The sequence below is a fragment of the Streptomyces atratus genome, assembly GCF_900119365.1.
Lineage (GTDB): Bacteria > Actinomycetota > Actinomycetes > Streptomycetales > Streptomycetaceae > Streptomyces > Streptomyces atratus_B.
Genome location: NZ_FPJO01000011.1, coordinates 27,381 through 52,102, shown reverse-complemented (window position 1 = coordinate 52,102; position 24,722 = coordinate 27,381). Strand labels below are relative to the sequence as shown.

Here is a 24,722-nt window from a genome sequence, read left to right as displayed (position 1 = left end):
CTCCCTGATGTGGAACCCATGACCCCGAACGTTCTCGTCGTCACCGGCCGCGTCACCAGGGCCGCGGTGCCGGGACTCTGCGCCGAGCTGGAGGCGCTGCTGGACGACCCCGACGGCTCGGTCCGCGACCCGGACACGGGCGTGGACTGCGACGTGGGCGGGGTGGTGCACGTGGATCTGGCCCTGGTCGAGGCGATAGCGCGGCTGGGGCTCGTCTCGCGCCGGGCGGGCGGCAGGAGGCTGCGGCTGCGCAATGTGCCGTCCGAGCTGCAGAGCCTGCTGGACCTGGTCGGGCTGGCCGACGTGGTGGACGTGGGGTGCGGGACGGAGGCAGGGACGGGGACCGGGGTGGGGGCCGAGGCAGCTGAGGGCGGGGGCTGAGCGTACGAGCCGCCCCGGCCCCGCCCCGCTCAGAGCCTGTCGGGTGACCTCCGACCGGGCGGCCACGCCCTGGTGCGCACGCTTCCCGCGTTGTCGTCGGTCGCCGACGCTCCTTCCCCAAGCTCTCGGCTCCGCTCGAGCAGGGGAGACCCCATCCGACTCCCTCTTCCGCCTTGGAATCGCACGCACCAGACCGCGTCCGCTATCCGATCCGAGGTCGCCCGACAGGCTCTCAGTCCGCGGTCCTGGCCACGTCGCAGACCACCTGCCGGAACCGGACGGTCCCGCCGTCGACCGGGGCCGCCGACGCCTTGACGAGCGCGGCAGCGGTGGCGCCGGGGCGCGGCGACGAGGCGCTGATGAGGTCGTCGCAGACGGACTCGGGCTGCGGCCCCGGCTCACCGCCCGGCCCGGAGGGCCGGGCCGAACCGGGCTGGGGGCCGCCGGTGGCGGACGGCTCGCCCATCCACTGGGCCAGCCCCCAGCCACCGGCCGCCAGCACCACCCAGCCGGCCACCAGTCCGTTCCGTATGCCGCGCCTCACGCCGCCCTCACGCCGCGTCGGCGTCGAGATGGTCCGGCAGCCCGAACAGCGGGAACCAGCGCGGGGTGTCCAGGAAGCAGTGCATCCCGGTGATCGCCCCGTCCGAGATGTCGATGACCTGCACCGCCCACGGCACGAAACCGGGCCCGTCCGGATTCGGCTTGTAGTGCGCGAACGCCGGGGTGCCGTTCGCCGATGTCGCCACGAGACGGGAGCCCGCACAGCTCGCGCCGATGGAGAGCATGAAGCCGGTGATGTCGTCGTGCCCCTGGAGCCAGAGGTCGAACGGCGGCATGGTCATCACGGCGTCCTCATGGAGCAGCGCCGTCAGCGCCACCATGTCGTAGCCCTCGAAGGCCGCCACGTACCGCTCAAGGAGCTTGCGCTGCTCCTCGTCGAGCGGATTCGCGGCGTCGGCGGGCTTGCCCTCGTGTTCGGTGAGGGTGGCCCGCGCCCGCTGGAGGGCGCTGTTGACCGAGGCGACCGAGGTGTCGAGCAGCTCGGCGACCTCGCTCGCCTTCCAGGCCAGCACCTCGCGCAGGATCAGCACGGCACGCTGCTTGGGCGGCAGATGCTGGAGCGCGGCGACGAACGCCAGGCGCACCGACTCCCGCGCCACCGCGGCCTCCGCCGGGTCGGCCACCGTCGGCAGGATGCGGCCGTCAGGCATCGGCTCCAGCCAGGTGTTCTCCGGCAGGGGGTTGAGCGCCGCCTGGGCGAGTGGTGTCGGGCCCGTCAGATCGACCGGACGGGCCCGCTTGTTCCCGGCGTTCAGCATGTCCAGGCAGACATTGGTGGCGATGCGGTACAGCCAGGACCGCAACGAGGAACGCCCCTCGAACTTGTCGAAGTTGCGCCAGGCACGCACCAGCGTGTCCTGCACCGCGTCCTCCGCCTCGAAGGCCGAGCCGAGCATCCGGTAGCAGTAACCGGTCAGCTCGACCCGGTGTCCCTCCAGACGGCTGTCGATATCCGTCGTCGCTGTCAGATCACTCATCGCTCCACCCCTGTTGCGCTGTGACACCGCTCACCCGGCACTCCGGAAGCTACCGCAGGCCACTGACAACGGGGACGTGAAGTACCGAAACCGCCCGCGTTCCGGTCACGTTCCGGGCTTGCGCCCGTACACGTGGACGTCGTCGCCGTTCCTCAGCAGATTCCAGTACGACTTGGCATCGGCGGTACGCATGTTGACGCAGCCGTGCGAGCCCGGCGGGTTCCACATCTTCACGCCCACCGCGTGGAAGGCCTGACCCCCGTCGAAGAACTGGGAGTACGGCATCGACACGTGGTAGATCGACGAGACGTGGTTGATGTGCCGCCAGTAGATCTTCTTCGACCCGGTGCGGGTCTCGTACCCGTTGCGCCCGGTCCGCACCGGCACGGGGCCGAACTTCAGCTTGCTGCCGTCCTGGATCCAGCTCAGCTGCCGGGTCAGGTCCACGCACGCGATGCGCCCCTTGTTGGTGGGGCACTTCTTGTCCTTGTTCGGGTTCTTGCCGGCGGCCTTCTGGGCCGTGAGCGTCTTCATCGTCCGCCAGGTGACCGTACCCGCGTACCCGATGGTGGGGGTGACCCCGTACGTGCTCTGGAACGACCTGATCGCCTTGCAGTCGGCGGCCGACTGCCTGCCGTCGACCGGCCGCTTCAGATACTTCTCGACCTGCTTCTGGTACGGCCCGGTGGACGCCGTGCAGGACGCCGCCTGCGCCGACCCGCCGGTGGCCAGCACCAGGGCCGGCACCGCGGTCAGGCCCGCCACCGACAGCGCGAGCCCGCGCCGCAGCCGTACTCCCCGTATGTTCCCCGCGACTCCCATGTACGCCAACTCCCCTTCGCGCGCCGTGAGGTGCTTCCGCCTGCTAGACGCGCGTCGGGGAGTGGATGGTTGTGCGTCGTATGTCTCAGTTCTGTACGGAGGCCATGCCCCGGTGCTGTACGGACACCACCGGAACCGGCCGGCGCCGCTCGGCGCGGGCTGCCCGTGTCCCGTACAGCGTGATCGAGACGACGCCGAGGGCCGCGAGCAGCCCCAGCGAGACGGTCCCGGCCCAGCCGCCGGCGTGGAAGGCGATCGCGCCGAGCGTGCCGCCCACGCTGGAGCCCAGGTAGTACGCGGACTGGTAGAGCGCCGACGCCTGGGCGCGGCCCTTCGTCGCGGTGCGGCTCACGGACGAGGAGGCGACCGCGTGCCCGGCGAAGAAGCCCGCCGTGATCAGGACCAGGCCGAGGAGCACGGCGGCCAGCTGGTCGGCGAGCGAGAGCAGCAGACCGGCGGCCGTGGTGGAGACGGCCAGGTACAGCGCGCCCCGGCGGCCGAGCCTGGCGACCAGCTTGCCGGCCGCGGCGGAGGAGACCGTACCGACGAGGTAGACCAGGAAGATCGAGCCGACGACACCCTGCGGAAGGTTGAACGGCGCCTCCACCAAGCGGTAGCCGATCACCGTGTAGACCGCGCCGAACACCGTCATGAACAGCGCGCCGATCGCGTACAGCCGGCGCAGCAGCGGATCGGCGAGGTGCCCGCCGACGGTCTTGGCGAGGGCCTTCGGGTTCAGCGTCCCGGGGGTGAAGTTCCGCGCCCGGGGGATCATGAAGTGGAAGACGACCGCGCAGGCCACGGCCAGCACCCCGACCGCGCCGAGCGCCGCGCGCCAGCCCCACAGCTGGGCGATCCAGCCGGTGAGGATGCGGCCGCTCATGCCGCCGATGCTGTTGCCGGCCACGAACAGCCCGATCGCGGCGACCAGTGCCTTCGGCCGTACCTCCTCGGCCAGGTACGCCATCGCGGAGGCGGGCAGCCCGGCCAGTGCCGCGCCCTGGACGGCGCGCAGCGCGATCAGCCAGCCCAGCGAGGGGGCGAAGGGGACGAGCAGCCCGACCAGCACGGCGACCGTCAGCGAGGCGGTCATCATCTGCCGCCGTCCGAACCGCTCGGAGAGCGCGCTCATCGGCAGCACGCACAGCGCCAGTGCGCCCGTCGCCGCGGAGACCGTCCAGCTGGCCTGCCCGGCCGTGGCGCCGAGGGAGGCGGAGACGGCGGGCAGCAGGGCCTGCGTGGAGTAGAGAAGTGCGAACGTCGCGACACCTGCGGCGAAGAGCGCGAAGCTCATACGGCGGTAGCCGGGGCGGCCCGGTTCGAGACGGTCCGGCGCGGCGGTGGCGATGGGGGACGGCTGGGGCGAGGCGGCCACGGTGAGCGTGGACGCCCCGGTACTGGCAGGAGGCATGCTTCGAAAGTAGGCTCTCCGGTTTCATGCGTCCAATGCACGAAGTGGCGATAATCAATCCCATGGTGCATGAACGCAGCTCACAGCCCCGGCTGTCACCCAGTAGTTACGAAGAAGACATTCGCGCCGTGCTCGCACCGCGACTGGCCCACTTCGAGGCGGTGGCCCGCCACGAGCACGTCACACGCGCCGCACAGGAGCTCGGCGTCCCGCAGTCGACGCTGTCGCGGGCGATGGTCAGGCTGGAACAGGACCTGGGAGTCGCCCTGTTCGCCCGCAAAGGCCGTACCGTCTCGCTCACCCCGGCGGGCCGCACCTTCCTCGGCTCCGCCGAGCGGGCCCTCGCCGAGGTGGAGAAGGCCGCCGACTCGGTACGCGCCGACGCCGACCCGGCCACCGGCAAGGTCGCCTTCGGCTTCCTCCACACCATGGGCTCGGAGACCGTCCCCGCCCTCCTGCGCGCCTTCCGGGCCGACCACCCCCGGGTCCGCTTCCAGCTCGTGCAGAACTACGGCGAGGCGATGATCGAACGCCTGAGGGCCGGCGGCCTCGACCTCTGCCTCACCTCACCCGTCCCGGACGCCCCCGACCTCGTCGCCCGCCGCCTGGACGAACAGCGCCTGCGCCTGGTCGTCCCCGAGGACCACCGCCTCGCCACCCGCCGCCGCATCCGCCTCGCGGAGGCCGCCGACGAAAAGTTCGTCACCCTGGAACCGGGCTACGGCCTGCGGCGCATCACCGACGACCTGTGCGCCGAGGCGGGCTTCACCCCCCGAGTGGCCTTCGAGGGCGAGGAGGCGGAGACCCTGCGCGGCCTGGTGGCGGCCGGCCTGGGCGTGGCCCTGCTGCCGCCGCCCGCGGTGCCCCGCCCGGGAGTCGTCGAACTCACCGTCACGGCCCCGAGGGCGGCCCGCGAGATCGGCGTCGCCTGGCTGGACGGCCACCCGGACACACCGCCGGTCGCCGCCTTCAAACGCTTCCTGCTGTCGAGGCGGGGGCATCTGCTGCCGGACTGACCCGGACGCCCCGGAGCCGCACCTATGATCAACTTCGGCCGGCACAGAGCGTCTGACCTGCGCATCCCGTGCCGTCCGGTACCTGAGCATCCAAACGAGGGAGAGACCATGAAGCGCGTCATGCGCGGCCTGACGGCCGCCGCTGCCACCGCGGTCTTCGCCGGCGGCCTGATCGTCGCCCTGCCGGGCGCGGCGAGTGCCAACGACTACGGCTACACGTGCAAGAACTGGAAGACCGGCAGCTCCACCTGGTCCGCCTCCTGCGCCGTGACACGTGGCAAGGCCCGCACGGTGACGGAGTGCTCCAACAGGACGATCTACGGCGCCTGGGTCGGCAAGGGCAACTGGAAGTTCGGCGGCGACTGCGGCAAGTACGCGCTCCGGGCCTACGACGTCCAGTGGAAGAAGGCCTGACCCTTTTTCCCCGGCTCTCGCCGCGGTCCCGGGCGGACCGCGGCGAGAGCGCGCCCGGGGACGGCGGGCACCTCGCGTGCCTGCCGTCCCGCCGGCTCCCTCAGCTCCGCAGCGACTTCCCGAACCCCGCCGCCAACGGCATCCGCAGCCCCAGCGGGGGCGGTGCCGCCAGCGCGTCGGCCACCGGGCGCGCGTAGGCCCGGCCGAACAGCGATCCGCGTATGAAGTCCGCGGCCAGGGCCATCACTTCGGCCCGGTGCTGGCGCAGCCCGTGGCCGTCCGAGTGGACCTCGAAGCGGCAGGTGTCGCGGTTGGTCTTCTTGGCCCGCTCGGCCAGGCGGAAGGAGAGTTCGGGGTCGGTGCGGGCATCGTTGGTGCCGTGGACGAGCAGTACCCGGCGGCCCAGCAGATGCTTCACCGGCTCCGGTTCGTCCGACCCGCTCTCGGGCAGCCAGGGGGCCATCGCCAGAACGGAGTCGACCGCCGCGTGGCCGCCCGCCCGGAGTGCGGCCCGGCCGCCCATGCCGTGGCCGGCCAGGCAGACGGGGACGTCGCCGTAGCGTCGTACGACCTCGTCCACCGCCCACTCGGCGTCTGCCGCGAGGTGCGCGTCGGTCGCGTTCCAGCCCCGGCAGCGGTAGCGCACGATGTGCACGGCGAGCCCGTCCTCCTGGCCGGCGCGGGCCAGGGTGCGGGCCAGGGGGAGTTGGAGTGCGTAGGAGAGAGGGGAGGGGCGGCGGTGCGAGTCGGCCTCGCCGTCCGGGAGCAGCAGGACCACGCCGCTGACCGCGGTCGGAGCTCCGGCCGTCCTGACAGCCCGTCCCAGCCTTGCGGCAGACAGGGGGAGTGCGCTCTGTGCCATGACAGAACAGTGTCAGAAGGGCGGGTGTACGCCACCCGTATTCGCGGTCACTGTTACGTATCGGCGAGCGACAATCTACGCGCGTAGGGACTAGAGTGCGCAGATGATGAGCCCGACCCTTCACGTGCCCGGCCAGGATCAGATCCGGCGTGCACCCAAGGTGCTTCTGCACGACCATCTCGACGGCGGCCTGCGCCCGGGGACGATCGTCGACCTCGCTCTCGCGAGCGGATACGAAGGACTGCCCGAGACCGAGCCCGACAAGCTCGGCATCTGGTTCCGCGAGGCGGCCGACTCCGGATCGCTGGAGCGCTACCTGGAGACGTTCGCCCACACCTGCGCCGTCATGCAGACCCGCGAGGCGCTGGTCCGGGTGGCCGCCGAGTGCGCCGAGGACCTGGCCGCGGACGGTGTCGTGTACGCCGAGGTGCGGTACGCCCCCGAGCAGCACCTGGAGGCCGGGCTGACCCTCGAAGAGGTCGTCGAGGCGGTCAACGAGGGCTTCCGCGAGGGCGAGCGGCGGGCCCGCCTGGACGGGAACCGCATCCGGGTGGGTGCCCTCCTCACCGCGATGCGGCACGCCGCACGCTCCCTGGAGATCGCCGAGCTGGCCAACCGCTACCGCGACCAGGGCGTGGCCGGCTTCGACATCGCGGGCGCGGAGGCGGGCTTCCCGCCCACCCGGCACCTCGACGCCTTCGAGTACCTCAAGCGCGAGAACAACCACTTCACCATCCACGCGGGCGAGGCCTTCGGCCTGCCGTCGATCTGGCAGGCGCTCCAGTGGTGCGGTGCGGACCGGCTCGGTCACGGGGTCCGCATCATCGACGACATCGAGGTCGCCGACGACGGCGGTGTGAAGCTCGGCCGCCTCGCCTCCTACGTACGGGACAAGCGCATCCCGCTGGAGCTGTGCCCGACCTCCAACCTCCAGACCGGCGCCGCTGCTTCGTACGCCGAGCACCCCATCGGGCTGCTGCGGAAGCTGCATTTCCGGGCCACCGTGAACACGGACAACCGGCTGATGAGCGGTACGAGCATGAGCCGCGAATTCGAGAAGCTGACCGAGACCTTCGGATACACGCTCGACGACATGCAGTGGTTCACCGTCAATGCGATGAAGTCGGCATTCATTCCTTTTGATGAGCGTCTGGCGATGATCAACGATGTGATCAAGCCCGGATATGCCGAGCTGAAGTCCGAGTGGCTCTTCGAGCAGACCTCCGCGACCAGCGTTTCTTCCGCTTCCGTCGACTGATCGGCGCCCTTGCGGAGAAAGGCCGGGAAGTCGAATCCCGGCCTTTCTCCGCGTGTCGGAATGTTTGCGGGAAGGGCAGCGGGATGGCTACGTTTCGGATCCCCCACACCCCTCTCCCCAAGGATGAATTTCACATGAAGCAGTCTGCTGCCAGGACTCTCGGCGTTGCCGCTCTCGGTGCCGCTTTCGCCGCCGCCGCGGGTACCGCCTCCGCCGCCGTGCTGCCGGCCGACGCCGCGGGCACTGCCCTGCCGGTCGCGACCACGGCACTGGGGACCGCGACCCAGAGTCTGCCGGCCCAGGAGACGACCACCAAGCTCCTCGGCACCGGCCAGCAGAAGCTCGTCGGCGACGCCACCGCCCCGGTCAAGGGTCTGCTCGGCGGTCTGCCCGCGGGCGGCATGAAGACCAGCGGCCTGTCGACCAACGGGCTTCCGCTCGGCGTCTGATCCCCGTACACGCCTGTGGGGCGGACACCCGGTCCGGGTGTCCGCCCCACAGGCGTATCTGTCGCTACGAGGTCACCAGGCGGTGGCCGCCGTCTTCTCGGACGGGAACAACAGCCACAGCGCTAGGTAGAGCAGGAACTGCGGCCCCGGCAGCAGGCAGGAGACCAGGAAGATGACGCGCATGGTTCCCGCGGAGGTGCCGAAGCGCCTTGCCAGCGCTGCGCACACTCCGCCGATCATGCGTCCGTCACGGGGGCGGGCAAGTGCGGCCATGGTGGGCTCCTTCGCGAACCGTTGCTGTGGGAGCAGCTCCGTCGTGCTCCCGATGGCTCCATGGTGGCCCGGCGAACGGGGGCAAAGCGTCGCTCTACGGGGCGATCCCGACCCTGGGAATCGTCGGGGTCGCACCCTGACCGGCCTCGTCCCTGGGGTGGGGCACCGCCCCGGCCCGCCCCTGCTTCCGGCGGCGCAGCCGCGCCCGGCACATGGGGACGACGAGCAGATGGGCGAGCGCCACACCGGTGGTGTTCAGCAGCAGCGAGTCGACGTCGACGACCTGTCCGGGCACTCCGGTCTGGGCCAGTTCGATGGTCGTGGAGATCAGTGACCCCGCCGCGACGGTGCGGGCCAGCGAGGCCCAGGGCGAGACGGTGAGCCGGCCGCCGGCCATCGGCAGCAGTACGCCCAGCGGGGCGAGGAGCAGCAGCCCCTCACCGATGCGGCGGGTCGCCTCGACCGGGCCGAGGGACAGGTCGGCTCTGATGCCGGCGAGCGGCTGAAGATTCGAGGCGGTCGTCCACGGCACGTCGAGGGGGCGCAGCGTCAGCCACCCGACGAGCAACAGATGCGCGAGGAGGAGAGCTGCCCCGGCCGCGCGGAAACGGATGACGGTTTGACCGTCCGAACCTTGACGCACGCCCCCCAAGACGCGGCGAACGGCAGGATCGGTTCCGCCGGCCCGGAATCCGGCCCGTCGGGCGCCTGACCGGCGCGGGAGGGCGGGCAGCCGGACCGGCGAGGACCGGTCAGCCGCCGGTGCCCGTCACCGGCGTCGGGACCGTCTTCGGTCTCGCCTTCATCTCCGAGGTGCACAGATAGCCGCGCGGCGCGTAGTTCCCGGGCCCGCCCAGTACCACTGTGCCTTCCGGGGCGAGCGTGTCGCTCTCCGCGTACGTGCACACGATCTGCGCCAGCGCCTCGGACCGCAGGTCCTCCGGCTGCTCGCTGAGCCGCAGGGTGCCCTGCCGGTCGCCGGTGCGGGCGGCGCCGACCCGCAGGTTCTCCGGGACGGCCGTGGAGTATCCGGCCTGCCGTTCCGCGGCCGGCGGCTTGCGCCGCAGTTCGTCCAGGAGCGCCTGCGCGACCGGCACCCGGTCCGAGCCGTTCTTGCCGGCCTGCACCGTGCGGTCCACCGTGACCAGTTGCGAGGAGCAGACCAGATAGATCTGTACGGGGATGCCCTTGAGGGCCTGTGTCGTGATGTTCTCCGCGGACATCGTGCACGGCACCTGGGACGGCGCGGCCCCGGCGTCCACCGGCACCGAGGTGGACCTGATCCCGCAGCCCGCGGCCAGCACGGCGCCGGCCACGGCCCCGGCCAGTGCCAGGGCCGAACGGCGCGCCCGGCGGTTGTCGCTGCCCATCACGTCGCGTCGCCCTCCTCGTCCTGGTCCCCGGTGTCGTGCCCGTCGGCGGAACGGGTGAGCGTCTCGGCATCGCGCGGCAGCCGCAGTACGAACACCGCGCCGTCGCCGTCCGGTGAGTTCGCGGCCGTGATGTCACCGCCGTGGATGTGCGCGTTCTCCATGGCGATCGACAGGCCGAGGCCGCTGCCCTCGGAGCGCGGGCGTGAGGCGCTGGCCTTGTAGAACCGGTCGAAGACATGCGGCAGCACGTCCTCGGGGATACCGGGTCCGTGGTCGCGGACCTCGATGACGAGTTCGTCGCCCTCGGTCCGCACCGCGACCCGTACCGGCGAACCGCCGTGCTTGAGCGCGTTGCCGATCAGGTTCGCCAGGATCACATCGAGCCGGCGCGGGTCGAGGCGGACCATCATGCCGCGCTCGGCGTCCAGATCCACCGCGTCCAGCCAGGCGCGGACGTCGATGCAGGCGGTGACCTGGTCCGCGACGTCGACGGTGTCGAGGACGAGCCGGGCCGTACCCGCGTCGAAGCGGGTGACCTCCATCAGGTTCTCCACCAGGTCGTTCAGCCGCCGGGTCTCGCTCACCACCAGGCGTACCGCGGGCGCGATCATCGGGTCGAGGCTGTCCGCCTCGTCCTCCAGCACCTCGGTGACGGCGGTCAGCGCGGTGAGCGGGGTGCGCAGCTCGTGCGACATGTCGGCGACGAACCGTCGGCTCGCCTCGTCCCGCGCGCTCATGTCCGCGACCCGCTTCTCCAGCGAGCTCGCGGTCCTGTTGAACGTACGGGAGAGATCGGCCAGTTCGTCCGTGCCGGAGACCACGAGCCGGGTGTCGAGCTTGCCCTCGCCGAGCTTGCGGGCGGCGTCGCCGAGCCGCTGCACGGGCCGCAGCACGGTCGTCGCCGCGGCCTGCGCGAGCAGTGCCGAGCCGATCAGCGCGAGCCCGGTGGCGATCCCCAGGGACCATGCGAGGGAGTTGAGATCCTGCCGTTCCTGGTCGAGCGACTTCAGCATGTAGCCGGTCGGACCGCCGCCGATGATCTTCGTACCGCCCACCAGGTACGGCGTGCCGCGGATGTTGGTCCGCTGCCAGAACAGGTGGTACTCGTACTTGTTGCCCGCTCCCAGCGGCTGCTTCTTGTCGACCGCCTTCTGGAGCGACAGTGGCACGTTGTCGAGCGTGAAGGTGTCCAGGTCGGAGTTGCCGACGATCGGCTTGCCGGTGTCGCGCTCGTCGACCAGCAGCACGCTGTAGCCGGGCGAACTGCTCGCCATCTGCACGGCGGCGTTCTGCAGATCGTCCCTGGTGGGATGGAGCGGCAGCGAGGCCGCCCGGCCCTGCATCTCCTGGCGGAAGTCCCCGAGCGCGGAATCCTGGGTACGGGTCAGCACGGCCTCGCGGTTCAGCCAGTACGCGATCCCCGACGCGGACACCGCGGCGGTCAGCGCCACCAGCGCGAACACCACGACGAGACGCAGCCGCAGACTGGTCCAGCGAAGCCCGGTGAGCAGGCTCCGTTTGACGGCATTGCTCACTGAGGCGAGTCCAGCCGGTAGCCCACACCCCGGACGGTACGGATCAGTGTCGGCGAGGACGGCACGTCCTCCACCTTGGCCCGCAGCCGCTGCACGCACGCGTCGACCAGCCGGGAGTCACCGAGGTAGTCGTGTTCCCAGACCAGCCGCAGCAACTGCTGCCGCGACAGGGCCTGGCCCGGCCGGCGGCTCAGCTCCAGCAGGAGGCGCAGCTCGGTCGGCGTGAGCTGCAGATCCTCCCCGTTCTTGGTCACGGTCATCGCGGAACGGTCGATCACCACGTTCCCGAAGGACGCGGAGTCGGTGGATTCGCGTTCACCGCGGCGCAGCACCGCGCGGATGCGGGCGTCGAGCACCCGGCCCTGCACGGGTTTCACCACATAGTCGTCGGCACCGGACTCCAGCCCGACCACGACGTCGATGTCGTCGCTGCGCGCGGTCAGCAGAATGATCGGCAGCTGGTCGGTGCGCCGGATGCGCCGGCACACCTCGAAGCCGTCGATCCCGGGCAGCATCACATCCAGCACGATCAGGTCGGGCCGCTGCTCACGCAGCAGTTTCAGGCCGTCCTCTCCCGTCGCCGCAGTGGCCACACGGTGGCCCTGGCGCGACAGCGAGAGTTCGAGGGCCGTGCGGATGGCGTCGTCGTCCTCGATCAGCAACAGGAAAGGCACGCTGGTCATTCTGACTCATGGCAGAGCCCCAGTTCGACAGTTGGGGCCGACTCATACCTCCGGCACGCCCCCGGCGCACGGACGGCAGGCCCTGTGACAGGCCTGTGACAGTCGGCGGACAACGCCATGAAACTGCCCCGGCAAGCTCTTTGGCACAAGGAACGGACGGACTCCACCGATGGGGGGCGCGAGATGAACGCAACTCACAGCATCACCGCAAGCGCAGTTGTCACGCGTCTCCACGATGTCGGCCGGGGTAGCGAGAAGTCCGGCGCCGGGAGTGGACGGGGGTGCGTTCGTGGCGCCGGGCGTCAGCACCCGTCGTACATGACGGTGGTTGACGCGCCTGTGGGGGGCAACGGGGGGAACAACGGGGGCAAGGCGTACGGGGAGGGCACGGGGGAGCGGAAGTCCCCGGCGCAGGGCGAGGACGCCGAAGCGGCGTTCACGGCCTACGTCCGGGAGCGCCGCGCCTCCCTGTACGCGACCGCCTACCACCTGACCGGCGACCGGTTCGAGGCCGAGGACCTGCTGCAGAGCGCCCTCTTCTCGACGTACCGGGCGTGGGACCGGATCAGTGACAAGGCGGCGGTCGGCGGCTATCTGCGCCGCACCATGACGAACCTGCACATCAGCGCCTGGCGCAGGCGCAAGCTCAACGAGTACCCGACCGAGGAGCTGCCGGAGACGGCGGGCGACACGGACGCGATGCGCGGCACGGAACTGCGCGCCGTGCTCTGGCAGGCGCTGGCGCGGCTGCCGGAACTCCAGCGCACGATGCTGGTCCTCCGTTACTACGAGGGCCGCACCGATCCGGAGATCGCGGCCATCCTCGACATCAGTGTCGGCACGGTGAAGTCCAGCATCTGGCGGTCGCTCCGCCGGCTGCGCGAGGACGAGGTCCTCAGCTTCGGCCGTGACGAGGAGGAGTCCTTCGGCGAGCTGGTGGCCTGAGGCGAGGGGGGACACGGGGGGGGATCACGGGGCCGCTGCTTCGGGGGAGGCGGCGGAGTACGGGGGAAGTGCTGCGGGGTCGGACGGGCCGGGGGGGCCTGTCCGGCCCCGTTCGCGTGTGTACGGGGGCCTGCTATGCCGTCCCGCGTGCGGCGGGCGCCCGTCGGCAGCGGCCCGCCGCCGCCGCGGCCAGCCGGCCCAGCGCCTCTTCCTTGCCGCAGGGATGCGCACCCAGTGCCGTCTGCCGCGCCACGATCCGCCGCTCCGCCCGCATCAGCCGCCACCCGCGCCGCAGCAGGAACGGCACCGACTTGCGTCCCTCGCGCAGGTCCCGCAGCAGCCGGCGGCGGAACGTCGTCGTCGGACGGCCGCGAAGGCACAGTGCGTCCGCCAGTACGCCCAGCTCCTGGCACCGCTCGACTATGTCCGCCGCGAAGATCCCCTCGGCCACGAACAGCGGCGTGCGCTCGATGTGGAGGGCCTCCCGGTCGACCCGGGAGCTGGTGGAGATGTCGTAGACCGGGACGTGGGTGCGCCCCGTGCGGCAGAGCTCCTCGATCGCGGCGACCGCGGCGTCGGCGTCCCAGGACTGTGCGGAGTCCCAGTCGATGTCCGTACCGCCGGGAACGAGCGGCAGCGTGGGGTCGTCGCCCTCCTTGTAGAAGTCGTCCAGGCGCAGCACCGGCAGGTCGGTGCGGGCGGCGAGGGAGGACTTGCCGGAGCCGGAAGGGCCCGCGAGCAGCACCACGCGGGTCGGGATCGGTTGGGAATTCACAGAACACGAGTGTGAGGCATTGACCCGCGCAGGGGATCCCCCGGTGCCCGTGTTGGTATCGAGCATCACACCTCAACTACTCTACGTACTCAGCTGATTACTCGATCGTCTCGATCAGGTGGGAACTTCATGGCACGTCATGCACTTTCCAGGTCCCGGCGCCGCGCTCTGCTCAGGGCAGGTCTGACCGTCACCGCGGTGGGTGCCGCGCTCGGTGCGGGGGGTGCGGCGGCCCAGGCGGCGCCGCTGCCCCACGTGCCGGTCGTGGGCGCCGACACCGGCCTCGGCGAGGCCGGGGAGGCCGCCGGGGGCGCGGTGACCGGGGCGCTCGGCCACTCGCTCAGCAACGGCACCGCCCCGGTGACGCATCTGCGGCTCGACCCGCTGGCCGGTACCGGCGCGGATCCGCTGGACAACGCGGTGGGTACGCAGCTCGCCGACTTCGAGCCGGTGTCCACGGCCGCCGTCACCGACCCGCTGACCAGCGGCGGTGCGCTGAAGGACCTGCCGCTGGTCGGGCCGGTGGCGCAGGCGGTGCACGGCGGTTGAGCAGCCGGGAGCGGCCTGTTCCTCCGGGGTGCCGGAGGAACAGGCCGTTGCCGTGCGGGGATCCGGTCAGTACGAGGAGCCCGAGACGCCCAGGGCGCCCGTCGGGTGCCAGACCGTCTTGGTCTCCAGGAAGGCCGTCAGGCGGTGGGTGCCCGGATCGGCCGTCCAGTCCGCGGTGCCATCGCTGTCCACAGCGGAGGAAGGTGCAGCGCTCTGCGCTCCCTTCTCGGGGTGGTGGCGGGAGACGGGTGGGCGGAGGACCCGCTTCAGGTTGTCCGCTGCTGCGATCTCCAGCTCCTTCGCCAGTGCGGCGTCGGCGCCCGTGAGGTCGATGGCGTTGACGTCCTGGTGGGAGGCGAGCGGCGTCGCGATCTCCGAGGTCTTCCCCGACAGGATGTTCACCACTCCGCCCGGCAGGTCGGAGGTGGCCAGCACCTCGCCCAGCGAGAGCGCGGGCAGCGGGGAGTCCGCCGAAGCGATGACGACGGCCGTGTTGCCGGTCGCGATCACCGGGGCGATCACCGAGACCAGGCCCAGGAACGACGACTCCTGGGGTGCCAGGACCGTGACCACACCGGTCGGCTCGGGGGTGGACAGGTTGAAGAACGGGCCCGCGACCGGGTTCGCCCCGCCCACGACCTGGCCGATCTTGTCGGTCCAACCCGCGTACCAGACCCAGCGGTCGATCGCCGCGTCGACGACGGCCGCCGCCTTGGACTTCGACAGGCCCTCCGCGTCCGCCACTTCCCGTACGAACTGGTCCTTGCGGCCCTCCAGCATCTCCGCGACGCGGTAGAGGATCTGGCCGCGGTTGTACGCGGTCGCCCCCGACCAGCCGCCGAACGCCTTGCGGGCGGCCACGACCGCGTCGCGCGCGTCCTTGCGGGAGGACTGGGGGGCGTTCGCCAGCCACTTGCCCTTCGAGTCCGTCACCTCGTACACCCGGCCGCTCTCGGAGCGGGGGAACTTGCCCCCGACGTACAGCTTGTAGGTCTTGAAGACGCTCAGACGGTTATCGGACATCGAGGTACGCCTCCAGACCGTGACGGCCGCCTTCGCGGCCGAAGCCCGACTCCTTGTAGCCGCCGAAGGGCGAGGTCGGGTCGAACTTGTTGAACGTGTTGGCCCAGACGACGCCCGCCCGGAGCTTGTTCGCCACCGCGAGGATGCGGGAGCCCTTCTCCGTCCAGATGCCGGCCGAGAGGCCGTACTGGCTGTTGTTGGCCTTGGCGACCGCCTCGTCGGGCGTGCGGAACGACAGCACCGACAGCACCGGGCCGAAGATCTCGTCGCGGGCGATGGTGTGCGCCTGGGTGACGTCGGTGAACAGCGTCGGGGCGAACCAGTAACCGGCGGAGGGGAGTTCGCAGGGGGCGGTCCAGCGTTCGGCGCCCTCCGCCTCGCCCGTCTCGGCGAGTGCGGTGATCCGGGCGAGCTGCTCCGCGGAGTTGATCGCGCCGATGTCGGTGTTCTTGTCCAGCGGGTCGCCGAGCCGGAGCGTGGACAGCCGGCGCTTCAGCGCGTCCAGCACCTCGTCCTGGACCGACTCCTGGACCAGGAGCCGCGAGCCCGCGCAGCAGACCTGGCCCTGGTTGAAGAAGATCCCGGTGACGATGCCCTCGACGGCCTGGTCGACCGGGGCGTCGTCGAAGACGATGTTGGCGCCCTTGCCGCCGAGTTCGAGGGTGACCTTCTTGTCCGTACCGGCGACCTGGCGGGCGATGGCCTTGCCGACCGCGGTCGAGCCGGTGAACGCGACCTTGTTCACGTCCTCGTGCGCGACGAGGGCGGCGCCCGCGTCGCCGTACCCGGTGAGGATGTTCACGACACCCTTGGGCAGGCCCGCCTGGCGGCAGATGTCCGCGAAGAACAGCGCGGAGAGCGGGGTCGTCTCGGCGGGCTTGAGGACCACCGTGTTGCCGGTGGCGAGCGCCGGGGCGATCTTCCACGCGAGCATGAGCAGCGGGAAGTTCCACGGGATGACCTGGCCCGCGACACCGAGCGGGCGCGGGTTCGCGCCGTAGCCGGCGTGGTCCAGCTTGTCGGCCCAGCCCGCGTAGTAGAAGAAGTGTGCCGCGACCAGCGGGAGGTCCGCGTCGCGGGTCTCCTTGATCGGCTTGCCGTTGTCGAGGGTTTCGAGGACGGCGAGCTCGCGGCTGCGCTCCTGGATGATCCGGGCGATCCGGAAGAGGTACTTGGCGCGCTCGGAGCCGGGCAGTGCCGACCACTTCTCGAAAGCCTTGCGGGCCGCCTTCACGGCCCGGTCGACGTCGGCCGCGCCGGCCTGCGCGACCTCGGAGAGCACCTCTTCGCTGCTCGGCGAGACGGTCTTGAAGACCTTGCCGTCGGCCGCCTCGGTGAACTCGCCGTCGATGAACAGCCCGTACGAGGGGGCGATGTCGACGACCGAGCGCGACTCGGGGGCGGGGGCGTACTCGAATGCAGATGCCATGGGGATCAGTCCACCGTCACGTAATCGGGGCCGGAGTAACGGCCGGTGCTGAGCTTCTGGCGCTGCATCAGCAGATCGTTCAGCAGGCTGGAGGCGCCGAAGCGGAACCAGTGGTTGTCCAGCCAGTCCTCGCCCGCGGTCTCGTTCACCAGCACCAGGAACTTGACCGCGTCCTTGGACGTACGGATGCCGCCGGCCGGCTTCACGCCGATCTGCACACCGGTCTGCGCGCGGAAGTCGCGCACGGCCTCCAGCATCAGCAGGGTGTTCGCGGGCGTGGCGTTCGTGGCGACCTTGCCGGTCGAGGTCTTGATGAAGTCGGCGCCGGCCAGCATGCCGAGCCAGGAGGCGCGGCGGATGTTGTCGTACGTGGACAGCTCGCCCGTCTCGAAGATCACCTTCAGGCGGGCGTCGGTGCCGTCGGCCCGCGCACACTGGGCCTTCACGGCGAGGATCTCCTCGTACACCTTCAGATAGCGGCCGGAGAGGAAGGCTCCCCGGTCGATCACCATGTCGATCTCGTCGGCCCCGGCGGCCACGGCGTCGCGGACGTCCGCGAGCTTCACGTCGAGTGCGGCGCGGCCGGCGGGGAAGGCCGTCGCCACCGACGCCACCTTCACGCCGGAACCGGCCAGCGCGGCGACGGCGGTCGCCGCCATGTCGGGGTAGACGCAGACCGCCGCGGTGCGCGGGGTCGTGCGGTCGGTCGGGTCGGGATGGACGGCCTTGGCGGCGAGGGCCCGGACCTTGCCCGGGGTGTCCGCGCCTTCCAGCGTCGTCAGGTCGATCATCGAGATGGCCAGGTCGATGGCGTAGGCCTTGGCCGTCGTCTTGATCGAACGGGTGCCGAGGGACGCGGCGCGCGCTTCGAGGCCGACGGCGTCGACGCCGGGCAGCCCGTGCAGGAAGCGGCGCAGCGCACTGTCGGACGCGGTCGCGTCGGAGAATGCAGGAGCTGTGGTGGGCATGGTCACCAGAGGAGCATATCTACGCGCGTAGCGACCTGTACAGGGGGCCCACCTCTCCGCGCGGGATGCGGTCCCGGGGCGGCCGCCCCGGCGTCCCTTGCGCCCGTCAGGCAGAATCGGGCCCATGACGAGCCCCACACCACCCGCCGAGCCGGTCTACGCCGACCGGACCTTCCGCTCGCCCGCCGGGATCGTCGGGGGCGTCCTGCTGCTTCTGCTCATCTTCTGGATCGGCGGGGACGCCGCGATCCGCGGGGACAGCCGGGTGCGGTGGCTGGCGGTGGCGGGGATGCTGACCGCGGTGCCGCTGGTCGTCGCGTTCACGCTGCGGCCCGTCGTGCTCGCCAACGACCGGCGCATCCGGATCCGTAACCCGTTCCGGACGATCACCATGCCGTGGACCGAGGTCTCCGATCTGCGGGCCGGGTATTCGAGCGAGCTGTTCACCGAGGGCGGCGCCAAGTACCAGCTGTGGGCGGTGCCGGTCTCGCTGCGGCAGCGGAAGAAGGCGGCCCGGCAGCAGTCCCGGCGGTCGCTGGACGACCCGTACGACCGCACGTCCGTGCAGGCCGATGTCCGTGACACCAAGGCCCGGATGGCGTCGGCCGACCAGACCATGGCCGATCTGCGCGAGCTGGTGGAGCGGGCGAAGGCGGGCGCGGGTGCCTCCTCGGCGGCCGCGGACTCCACGGAGCCGTCCGTCTCGGTGCGCTGGGCGTACGAGGTGATCGCACCGGCGGTGGCGGGCGCGGTGCTGCTCGTGGTGCTGTTCGCGACCGGCTGAGGCCGGAGTCGATGCGGGGCACGCCCGGCGTCGTCGTCGAACACGGCCGACCGGCGAGATGCTCGACTCCCCGCAGGACCCCCGGACCGCCGACTACGTGAACGGCCGCTTCGGATGACGCCCCGGGGTCCCGCGCCGACTGCCCCGCTCCCGCTCAGATCCCGGCCGCGGCCGCCAGATCGCGCTTGATCCCGGCGAGCAGCTCCGCACCCTTCGCACGGGCCGCCGGCAGCTCGTCCGCCGAACCGACCGGCACCACGGCCTCCAGATAGCACTTGAGCTTCGGCTCGGTGCCGCTCGGGCGGACGATCACCCGGGCGCCCCGGAGGTGGTAGCGGAGCCCGTCGGTGGGCGGCAGCTGCTCCGTGCCCCGCGCCAGGTCCTCGGCGGAGGTGACGGCGAGGCCCGCGAGCGCGGTCGGCGGCTGCTCGCGCAGCCGCGCCATGGCGTCGGAGATGACCGACAGGTCCTTCACCCGGACCGACAGCTGGTCGGTGGCGTGCAGCCCGTGGGCGACCGCGAGGTCGTCGAGGAGATCGAGGAGCGTGCGCCCCTGCTCCTTGAGCACGGAGGCGAGCTCGGCGACGAGCAGCGCGGCCGTGATCCCGTCCTTGTCGCGTACGCCCTCGGGGTCGACGCAGTAGCCGAGCGCCTCCTCGTACCCGTACCGCAGCCCGTCCACCCGGGCGATCCACTTGAAGCCGGTCAGCGTCTCCTCGTAGCCGTTGCCCGCCTTCTCGGCGATCCGGCCGAGCAGCGAGGACGAGACGATCGACTCGGCGAAGACACCGGTGGCACCCCGGTCCACCAGATGGGCGGCGAGCAGCGCCCCCACCTCGTCGCCGCGCAGCATCCGCCAGCCGCCGTCGGCACCGGGGTCCGGGACGGCGACGGCGCAGCGGTCGGCGTCCGGGTCGTTGGCGATGACGAGGTCGGGGTCCGCGCGGCGCGCGGTCGCGAAGGCGAGGTCCATCGCGCCGGGCTCTTCCGGGTTGGGGAAGGCGACGGTCGGGAACGCCGGGTCGGGCTCGGCCTGTTCGGCGACGAGCACCGGCGCGGGGAACCCGGCCCGGTCGAAGGCGGCGGTCAGCACGGACGTGCCGACCCCGTGCATGGCGGTGTACACGACCCGGGCGGTACGCGGCGACCCGGCGGCGAGCACGGCGTCCGTGCGGGCCAGATAGGCCGCCAGGACCTCCTCGCCGAGGACCTCCCAGCCGTCGTCGGGGCGGGGCACGCCGTCGAGCGGGCCGACCGCGGCGATCGCGTCGGCGATCTCGCCGTCCGCCGGGGGAACGATCTGCGAGCCGTCGCCGAGATAGACCTTGTAGCCGTTGTCCCGCGGCGGATTGTGGCTGGCGGTCACCTCGACGCCCGCGACGGCACCCAGGTGCCTTATGGCGTACGCGAGCACGGGGGTGGGCAGCGGGCGGGGGAGCACCGCCGCCCGCAGGCCCGCACCCCTCATCACGGCGGCGGTGTCGCGGGCGAAGTCGGCGGACTTGTACCGGGCGTCGTACCCGATGACGACGAGCCCGCCGCCCTGCCCCTGCGTCTTCAGGTACGCGGCGAGCCCGGCCGCCGCCCGGATGACGACGGAGCGGTTCATCCGCATCGGCCCGGCCCCCAGCTCACCGCGGAGCCCGGCGGTGCCGAACTGCAGGGTGCCGGAGAACCGTGCGGCGAGCTCGTCGAGATCCTCGGACTCGATGAGCCCGGCGAGCTCCTCGCGGGTCTCGGGGTCGGGGTCCTCCGCGAGCCATGTCCTGGCCTGCGCGATGAGGTCCTGCTGCACGGTGTCCGCCTTTCTGCGGTGTGGGAGTTCGGCCTCGCCGGCGTGCGGGGCGCGGGGGCTCAGATCCGGTCGAGCACCCGGGCCAGCAGCGAACCCATCCGGGTCGCCGAGTCCCGCCCCGCCTGCAGCACCTCTTCGTGGTTGAGCGGCTCCCCGCTCAGCCCGGCCGCGAGGTTGGTGACCAGCGAGATGCCCAGCACCTCGGCACCGGCCTCGCGCGCGGCGATGGCTTCGAGCACGGTGGACATGCCGACCAGGTCGCCGCCCATCACGCGGACCATGTTGATCTCGGCCGGCGTCTCGTAGTGCGGGCCGGTGAACTGCACGTACACGCCCTCTTCGAGCGTCTCGTCGACCTCCTTGCACAGCGCGCGCAGCCGCGGCGAGTACAGATCGGTCAGGTCGACGAAGTTGGCGCCGACGATCGGGGAGGCCGCCGTCAGGTTGATGTGGTCGCTGATCAGCACCGGCTGACCGGGGCGCATGCCCTCGCGCAGACCGCCGCAGCCGTTCGTCAGGACGACGGTCCCGCACCCGGCCGCGACGGCGGTACGGACCCCGTGCGCGACGGCGGCGACGCCCCGGCCCTCGTAGAAGTGCGTGCGGCCGAGGAAGACCAGGACACGCTTCTCGCCGATCCGGTACGAGCGGATCGAGCCGCCGTGCCCCTGCACGGCGGGTGCCGGGAACCCGGGCAGCTCGGTCACCGGGAACTCGGCCTCCGGAGCGCCGAGCGCATCGCCCGCGGGTGCCCAGCCGGAACCCATCACGAGCGCGACGTCGTGGGTCTCGGCACCGGTCAGCTCGCGCAGGCGGGCGGCGGCGTCGGCGGCGGCGGCGTACGGGTCGCCCTGGATGTGGTCCGGAATAACTGATGCGTTCACGCGGATGAGGGTAACCGGTGATTCCCTACGCGCGTAGATGCCCTTGTGCAGAGCGTGCGCCCACTTGCTCGTACTTTCACACAAAAGCGCTGGTCGGCAGGTCAGCAGGGACGCTTGCGCAGTTCCATCACATAGTCGTGCGGCGCGCCCGCGGACTCCGCCGCGTCGGCGATCTCACCCAGATAGCGGGCGGACGGCAGCCCGCCCTCGTAGCCGTTCAGCACGTACATCCAGGCCGGCTCCTCGCCGTCCAGGGTGTGCACCCGCACCCGCATCCGGCGGTAGATGTCGAGCCCGACACCCTCCCACCGGTCCATGGAGTCCTCGTCCATCGGCGCCAGGTCGTACAGCGCCACGAAGACCTGGGAACGGGGGGCCTCCACCACCGTGGCGAGCGCGCCCTCCCAGCCCATCTGCTCCCCGCCGAAGGTCAGCCGCCAGCCGTTGAGCCAGCCGGTGCCGCGCAGCGGGGAATGCGGTGCGCGGCGCGTCATCAGCCGCGCGTCGAGGTTGCCGGCGTACGCGGCGTAGAGCGACATGGGTTCGAGGGTACGGGAGGTGAAGGGGGGAACGTCGACTCCGATGCGGAAGACCACCCACAGGGTTTCGCTTCCCGCCCCCGGGCCCCGGCGCGCACGCCCCGGCGCACGTATGGAGGGCCCCGGGGCGAAGCACCTTGGCGCGTGCGGGACAATGAAGTACGTACTGCATTCCCCCGGGGCGCTCCCCCGGACCCCCGGCCGGGGCAGCAGACGGCCGCGGGATGACATACGCGAGGCGGACTTTTCGTGACCCGGATCGTGATCATCGGTGGCGGACCCGGCGGCTACGAGGCGGCACTGGTGGGCGCCCAGCTCGGCGCGGAGGTGACCGTCGTCGACTGCGACGGACTCGGCGGCGCGTCCGTGCTCACCGACTGCGTGCCCTCGAAGACCCTGATCGCGACGGCGGAGGTGATGACCACCTTCGACTCCTCGTACGAGGAACTGGGCATCATCGTCGCGGACGACACCCCGCACATCGAGCAGGCCGCCCGCGTGGTCGGCGTCGACCTGGGCAAGGTCAACCGACGGGTGAAGCGCCTGGCGCTCGCCCAGTCCCACGACATCACCGCCTCCGTCACCCGCGCCGGCGCCCGCGTGATGCGCGGCCGCGGCCGTCTGGAGGGCCTCCAGGCCGCCGACGGCTCCCGCAAGGTCGTCGTGACCGCCGCCGACGGCACGGAGGAGACGCTCACCGCCGACGCCGTACTGATCGCGACCGGCGGCCACCCCCGCGAGATACCGGACGCGCTCCCCGACGGCGAGCGCATCCTGAACTGGACCCAGGTCTACGACCTCGACGAGCTGCCCGAGGAGCTCATCGTGGTCGGCTCCGGCGTGACCGGCGCCGAGTTCGCGGGCGCCTACCAGGCGCTCGGCTCGCGCGTCACCCTCGTCTCGTCCCGCGACCGGGTGCTGCCGGGCGAGGACCCGGACGCCGCCGCCGTGCTGGAGGACGTCTTCCGGCGCCGCGGCATGAACGTCATGGCCCGCTCCCGCGCCCAGGCCGCCAAGCGCGTCGGCGACCGGGTCGAGGTCACCCTCGCCGACGGCCGGGTCATCTCCGGTTCGCACTGCCTCATGGCGGTCGGCGCGATCCCGAACAGCGCGGGCATGGGCCTGGAGGAGGCCGGGGTCCGGCTCAAGGAGTCCGGCCACATCTGGACCGACAAGGTCTCCCGCACCAGCGCCCCGGGTGTGTACGCGGCCGGTGACGTCACCGGGATCTTCGCCCTCGCCTCGGTCGCCGCCATGCAGGGCCGGATCGCGATGTACCACTTCCTCGGCGACGCGGTGGCCCCGCTGGACCTGAAGACGGTCTCCTCGAACGTCTTCACCGACCCCGAGATCGCCACCGTCGGCTACACCCAGGCCGACGTCGACGCCGGCAAGATCGACGCCCGGGTCGTCAAGCTGCCGCTCCTGCGCAACCCGCGCGCCAAGATGCAGGGCATCCGCGACGGCTTCGTCAAGATCTTCTGCCGCCCCGGCACCGGCATCGTGGTCGGCGGCTGTGTCGTCGCGCCGCGCGCCAGCGAACTCATCCACCCCATCTCGATCGCGGTCGACAACAATTTGACGGTAGAACAGATCGCAAACGCCTTCACCGTCTATCCGTCCCTGTCGGGTTCGATCGCGGAAGTGGCCCGGCAGTTGCACACCCGTAAGCGCGCGGGCGAGGCGTAAACGCCTTCGGAAACTCGGAAGACCCCGGCAACTTCCGGCAAGTCCCGTCAACTCGGGCGGTCCGGTGACCGCCGTCCGGTCAGTACAGAACAACAACGGGGCCGCCCATACCACTTGGCGGCCCCTTGTAAGTACAACTTCCGTTATTCGGAGCAAACCGCTGAAAACACTCGGGCGGTCACGTTACTGTCAGTTTCGTGTTCGCTGCAGAACGTCGTCAGTTGATCCTCGAAATGGTGCGTGCCAACGGGGCGGTATCGCTCCGTGAGCTCGCCCGCGTCGTCCAGACCTCCGAAGTGACCGTACGGCGGGACGTGCGGGCACTGGAGGCAGAAGGACTCCTCGACCGCCGGCACGGCGGTGCGGTACTGCCGGGCGGTTTCACGCGGGAGTCCGGCATTCCGCAGAAATCCCATCTCGCCACCGCGGAGAAGACGGCCATCGCCGACCTGGCCGCCGGTCTCGTCGAAGAGGGCGAGGCCATCGTCGTCGGTGCCGGTACGACCACGCAGGAGCTGGCCCGCCGGCTCGCGCGGATCCCCGGCCTGACCGTCGTCACCAACTCCCTCCTGGTCGCCCAGGCGTTGGCCCATGCCAACCGGGTGGAGGTGGTGATGACCGGCGGCACACTGCGCGGTTCCAACTACGCCCTGGTGGGCAGCGGCGCCGAGCAGTCCCTCCAGGGCCTGCGGGTCTCGCGCGCGTTCCTCTCCGGGAGCGGGCTCACCGCGGAGCGCGGCCTCTCCACGTCCAACATGCTCTCCGCGAGCGTGGACCGGGCGCTGGTGCAGGCCGCCGCGGAGGTGGTGGTCCTGGCCGACCACACCAAGCTCGGCTCCGACACCATGTTCCAGACGGTGCCGACCGACCTCATCACCCGCCTGGTGACGGACGAACCCCCCGGCCACGACGACCGCGCCGCCACCGAACTGCAGGCCCTGGCGGACCAGGGCGTACAGATCGCGGTGGCCGGTTCGGGCGGCGGTCCCGCAGAGGCCGAGCCCCTCCCGCGCGGCCGCCAGGGCCGCCGCGACATGCCCCTGCCCGGACAACGCCGCACCCATGGGGGCGGCCCCGGGACCCCGGGCCCGCAGCAGCTACGGAGCGCCGCATCCCTGACGGAGCAGGGCCAGGGCCCGGGAGACCGGGCAAGGGTCGCGGACCTGCGACGCAGGTAGAAAGCGGGTCCTCGAATCGCCGGGGGCGAGATTCCGGCCTCGCCGGCGTTTGAGGCGCGGGGTCCGGGGCGGAGCCCCGGATACGGGAAGGGGCGGGTCGGGGAACAGCCCCGCGCAGCGGACCGCGACGTACCGCCCCCAACCCC

At 71.4% G+C, this 24,722-nt stretch carries 27 protein-coding genes; 10 read left to right on the top strand and 17 right to left on the bottom strand.

All coding sequences use genetic code 11. From position 1 onward, the window contains the following. Positions 1–18 precede the first annotated feature (18 nt). Positions 19–381 (top strand): STAS domain-containing protein, encoded by a 363-nt coding sequence (locus BT364_RS19890; RefSeq protein ID WP_256260083.1) that lies wholly within the window; start codon positions 19–21, stop codon positions 379–381. A 232-nt stretch (positions 382–613) separates the two neighbouring features. Here the strand turns inward: BT364_RS19890 and BT364_RS19885 are convergent, their stop codons facing one another. The 4 genes from BT364_RS19885 to BT364_RS19870 form a co-directional block, all read right to left on the bottom strand. Then, a complete protein-coding gene (locus tag BT364_RS19885) occupies positions 614–925 on the bottom strand; it encodes a hypothetical protein (RefSeq protein ID WP_143166518.1) in 312 nt (103 codons plus the stop codon). A 7-nt stretch (positions 926–932) separates the two neighbouring features. After that, positions 933–1,922: a sigma-70 family RNA polymerase sigma factor gene (locus BT364_RS19880; RefSeq protein WP_072486544.1), complete on the bottom strand. Its 990-nt coding sequence runs from the start codon at positions 1,920–1,922 to the stop codon at positions 933–935. Between the two features lie 105 nt (positions 1,923–2,027). After that, entirely contained in the window at positions 2,028–2,744 is a 717-nt protein-coding gene (locus BT364_RS19875) for a L,D-transpeptidase family protein (RefSeq protein ID WP_072486543.1), read from the bottom strand. 85 nt (positions 2,745–2,829) lie between these two features. Continuing rightward, complete coding sequence (locus tag BT364_RS19870; RefSeq protein ID WP_072486542.1) at positions 2,830–4,155, bottom strand: MFS transporter; 1,326 nt, start codon at positions 4,153–4,155, stop codon at positions 2,830–2,832. A gap of 62 nt (positions 4,156–4,217) precedes the next feature. On the opposite strand from BT364_RS19870, the gene BT364_RS19865 reads away from it, so the two are divergent. Then, the gene (locus BT364_RS19865; protein ID WP_072486541.1) at positions 4,218–5,171 is read left to right on the top strand and encodes a LysR family transcriptional regulator; all 954 of its coding nucleotides are present in this window, start codon (positions 4,218–4,220) and stop codon (positions 5,169–5,171) included. A 108-nt stretch (positions 5,172–5,279) separates the two neighbouring features. Continuing rightward, entirely contained in the window at positions 5,280–5,585 is a 306-nt protein-coding gene (locus tag BT364_RS19860; RefSeq protein ID WP_072486540.1) for a hypothetical protein, read from the top strand. A gap of 100 nt (positions 5,586–5,685) precedes the next feature. Here the strand turns inward: BT364_RS19860 and BT364_RS19855 are convergent, their stop codons facing one another. Further along, positions 5,686–6,447 (bottom strand): alpha/beta hydrolase family protein, encoded by a 762-nt coding sequence (locus tag BT364_RS19855; RefSeq protein WP_079179549.1) that lies wholly within the window; start codon positions 6,445–6,447, stop codon positions 5,686–5,688. Positions 6,448–6,550: 103 nt separating this feature from the next. Between BT364_RS19855 and BT364_RS19850 the strand changes: the two genes are divergently transcribed. After that, positions 6,551–7,705 carry an adenosine deaminase gene (locus tag BT364_RS19850; protein WP_072486538.1) on the top strand — a complete coding sequence of 385 codons (1,155 nt, stop codon included), beginning with the start codon at positions 6,551–6,553 and terminating at the stop codon, positions 7,703–7,705. 134 nt (positions 7,706–7,839) lie between these two features. Continuing rightward, positions 7,840–8,154 carry a hypothetical protein gene (locus BT364_RS19845; RefSeq protein ID WP_072486537.1) on the top strand — a complete coding sequence of 105 codons (315 nt, stop codon included), beginning with the start codon at positions 7,840–7,842 and terminating at the stop codon, positions 8,152–8,154. Positions 8,155–8,226: 72 nt separating this feature from the next. Here BT364_RS19845 and BT364_RS19840 read toward each other — a convergent pair whose 3' ends face one another. From BT364_RS19840 to afsQ1, 5 genes are all read right to left on the bottom strand, one after another. Further along, on the bottom strand, positions 8,227–8,427 hold the full coding sequence (locus BT364_RS19840) for a PspC domain-containing protein (RefSeq protein WP_072486536.1): 201 nt from the start codon (positions 8,425–8,427) through the stop codon (positions 8,227–8,229). Positions 8,428–8,521: 94 nt separating this feature from the next. Next, positions 8,522–9,070, bottom strand: coding sequence for a VanZ family protein (locus BT364_RS19835; RefSeq protein ID WP_072486535.1), 549 nt, complete (start codon positions 9,068–9,070; stop codon positions 8,522–8,524). Positions 9,071–9,179: 109 nt separating this feature from the next. Continuing rightward, positions 9,180–9,797: a GerMN domain-containing protein gene (locus BT364_RS19830; protein WP_072486534.1), complete on the bottom strand. Its 618-nt coding sequence runs from the start codon at positions 9,795–9,797 to the stop codon at positions 9,180–9,182. Continuing rightward, positions 9,797–11,335, bottom strand: a complete 1,539-nt coding sequence (locus BT364_RS19825; RefSeq protein WP_072486533.1) for a sensor histidine kinase — start codon at positions 11,333–11,335, stop codon at positions 9,797–9,799. The genes BT364_RS19830 and BT364_RS19825 overlap by 1 nt, the downstream gene beginning before the upstream one ends. Beyond that, on the bottom strand, positions 11,332–12,009 hold the full coding sequence (gene afsQ1 / locus BT364_RS19820; protein ID WP_176729344.1) for a two-component system response regulator AfsQ1: 678 nt from the start codon (positions 12,007–12,009) through the stop codon (positions 11,332–11,334). The genes BT364_RS19825 and afsQ1 overlap by 4 nt, the downstream gene beginning before the upstream one ends. Positions 12,010–12,201: 192 nt before the next feature. Between afsQ1 and BT364_RS19815 the strand changes: the two genes are divergently transcribed. Beyond that, the gene (locus BT364_RS19815; protein ID WP_072486531.1) at positions 12,202–12,963 is read left to right on the top strand and encodes a SigE family RNA polymerase sigma factor; all 762 of its coding nucleotides are present in this window, start codon (positions 12,202–12,204) and stop codon (positions 12,961–12,963) included. Positions 12,964–13,096: 133 nt separating this feature from the next. Here BT364_RS19815 and BT364_RS19810 read toward each other — a convergent pair whose 3' ends face one another. Further along, positions 13,097–13,804 (bottom strand): uridine kinase family protein, encoded by a 708-nt coding sequence (locus BT364_RS19810; protein WP_072486530.1) that lies wholly within the window; start codon positions 13,802–13,804, stop codon positions 13,097–13,099. 63 nt (positions 13,805–13,867) lie between these two features. Between BT364_RS19810 and BT364_RS19805 the strand changes: the two genes are divergently transcribed. Then, a complete protein-coding gene (locus BT364_RS19805) occupies positions 13,868–14,287 on the top strand; it encodes a hypothetical protein (RefSeq protein WP_072486529.1) in 420 nt (139 codons plus the stop codon). 66 nt (positions 14,288–14,353) lie between these two features. Here BT364_RS19805 and BT364_RS19800 read toward each other — a convergent pair whose 3' ends face one another. From BT364_RS19800 to deoC, 3 genes are read right to left on the bottom strand one after another with little or no spacing between them, the layout of a single operon-like run. Beyond that, complete coding sequence (locus tag BT364_RS19800; protein ID WP_072486528.1) at positions 14,354–15,310, bottom strand: aldehyde dehydrogenase family protein; 957 nt, start codon at positions 15,308–15,310, stop codon at positions 14,354–14,356. Next, entirely contained in the window at positions 15,300–16,739 is a 1,440-nt protein-coding gene (locus tag BT364_RS19795; protein ID WP_072486527.1) for an aldehyde dehydrogenase family protein, read from the bottom strand. Before BT364_RS19795 ends, BT364_RS19800 begins: the two co-directional genes overlap by 11 nt. A gap of 5 nt (positions 16,740–16,744) precedes the next feature. Beyond that, entirely contained in the window at positions 16,745–17,707 is a 963-nt protein-coding gene (gene deoC, locus BT364_RS19790; RefSeq protein ID WP_072486710.1) for a deoxyribose-phosphate aldolase, read from the bottom strand. Between the two features lie 124 nt (positions 17,708–17,831). Between deoC and BT364_RS19785 the strand changes: the two genes are divergently transcribed. Further along, a complete protein-coding gene (locus tag BT364_RS19785) occupies positions 17,832–18,491 on the top strand; it encodes a PH domain-containing protein (protein ID WP_072486526.1) in 660 nt (219 codons plus the stop codon). A gap of 154 nt (positions 18,492–18,645) precedes the next feature. Here BT364_RS19785 and BT364_RS19780 read toward each other — a convergent pair whose 3' ends face one another. From BT364_RS19780 to BT364_RS19770, 3 genes are all read right to left on the bottom strand, one after another. Continuing rightward, positions 18,646–20,286 (bottom strand): phospho-sugar mutase, encoded by a 1,641-nt coding sequence (locus BT364_RS19780; RefSeq protein WP_072486525.1) that lies wholly within the window; start codon positions 20,284–20,286, stop codon positions 18,646–18,648. 59 nt (positions 20,287–20,345) lie between these two features. Beyond that, entirely contained in the window at positions 20,346–21,170 is an 825-nt protein-coding gene (locus BT364_RS19775) for a purine-nucleoside phosphorylase (RefSeq protein WP_072486524.1), read from the bottom strand. Positions 21,171–21,271: 101 nt separating this feature from the next. Further along, positions 21,272–21,709: a gamma-glutamylcyclotransferase family protein gene (locus BT364_RS19770; protein WP_072486709.1), complete on the bottom strand. Its 438-nt coding sequence runs from the start codon at positions 21,707–21,709 to the stop codon at positions 21,272–21,274. A gap of 249 nt (positions 21,710–21,958) precedes the next feature. On the opposite strand from BT364_RS19770, the gene BT364_RS19765 reads away from it, so the two are divergent. Together BT364_RS19765 and BT364_RS19760 are read left to right on the top strand one after the other, a co-directional pair. Continuing rightward, positions 21,959–23,398 (top strand): NAD(P)H-quinone dehydrogenase, encoded by a 1,440-nt coding sequence (locus tag BT364_RS19765; RefSeq protein WP_072486523.1) that lies wholly within the window; start codon positions 21,959–21,961, stop codon positions 23,396–23,398. Between the two features lie 197 nt (positions 23,399–23,595). Continuing rightward, positions 23,596–24,576: a DeoR/GlpR family DNA-binding transcription regulator gene (locus tag BT364_RS19760; RefSeq protein WP_072486522.1), complete on the top strand. Its 981-nt coding sequence runs from the start codon at positions 23,596–23,598 to the stop codon at positions 24,574–24,576. Positions 24,577–24,722 lie beyond the last annotated feature (146 nt).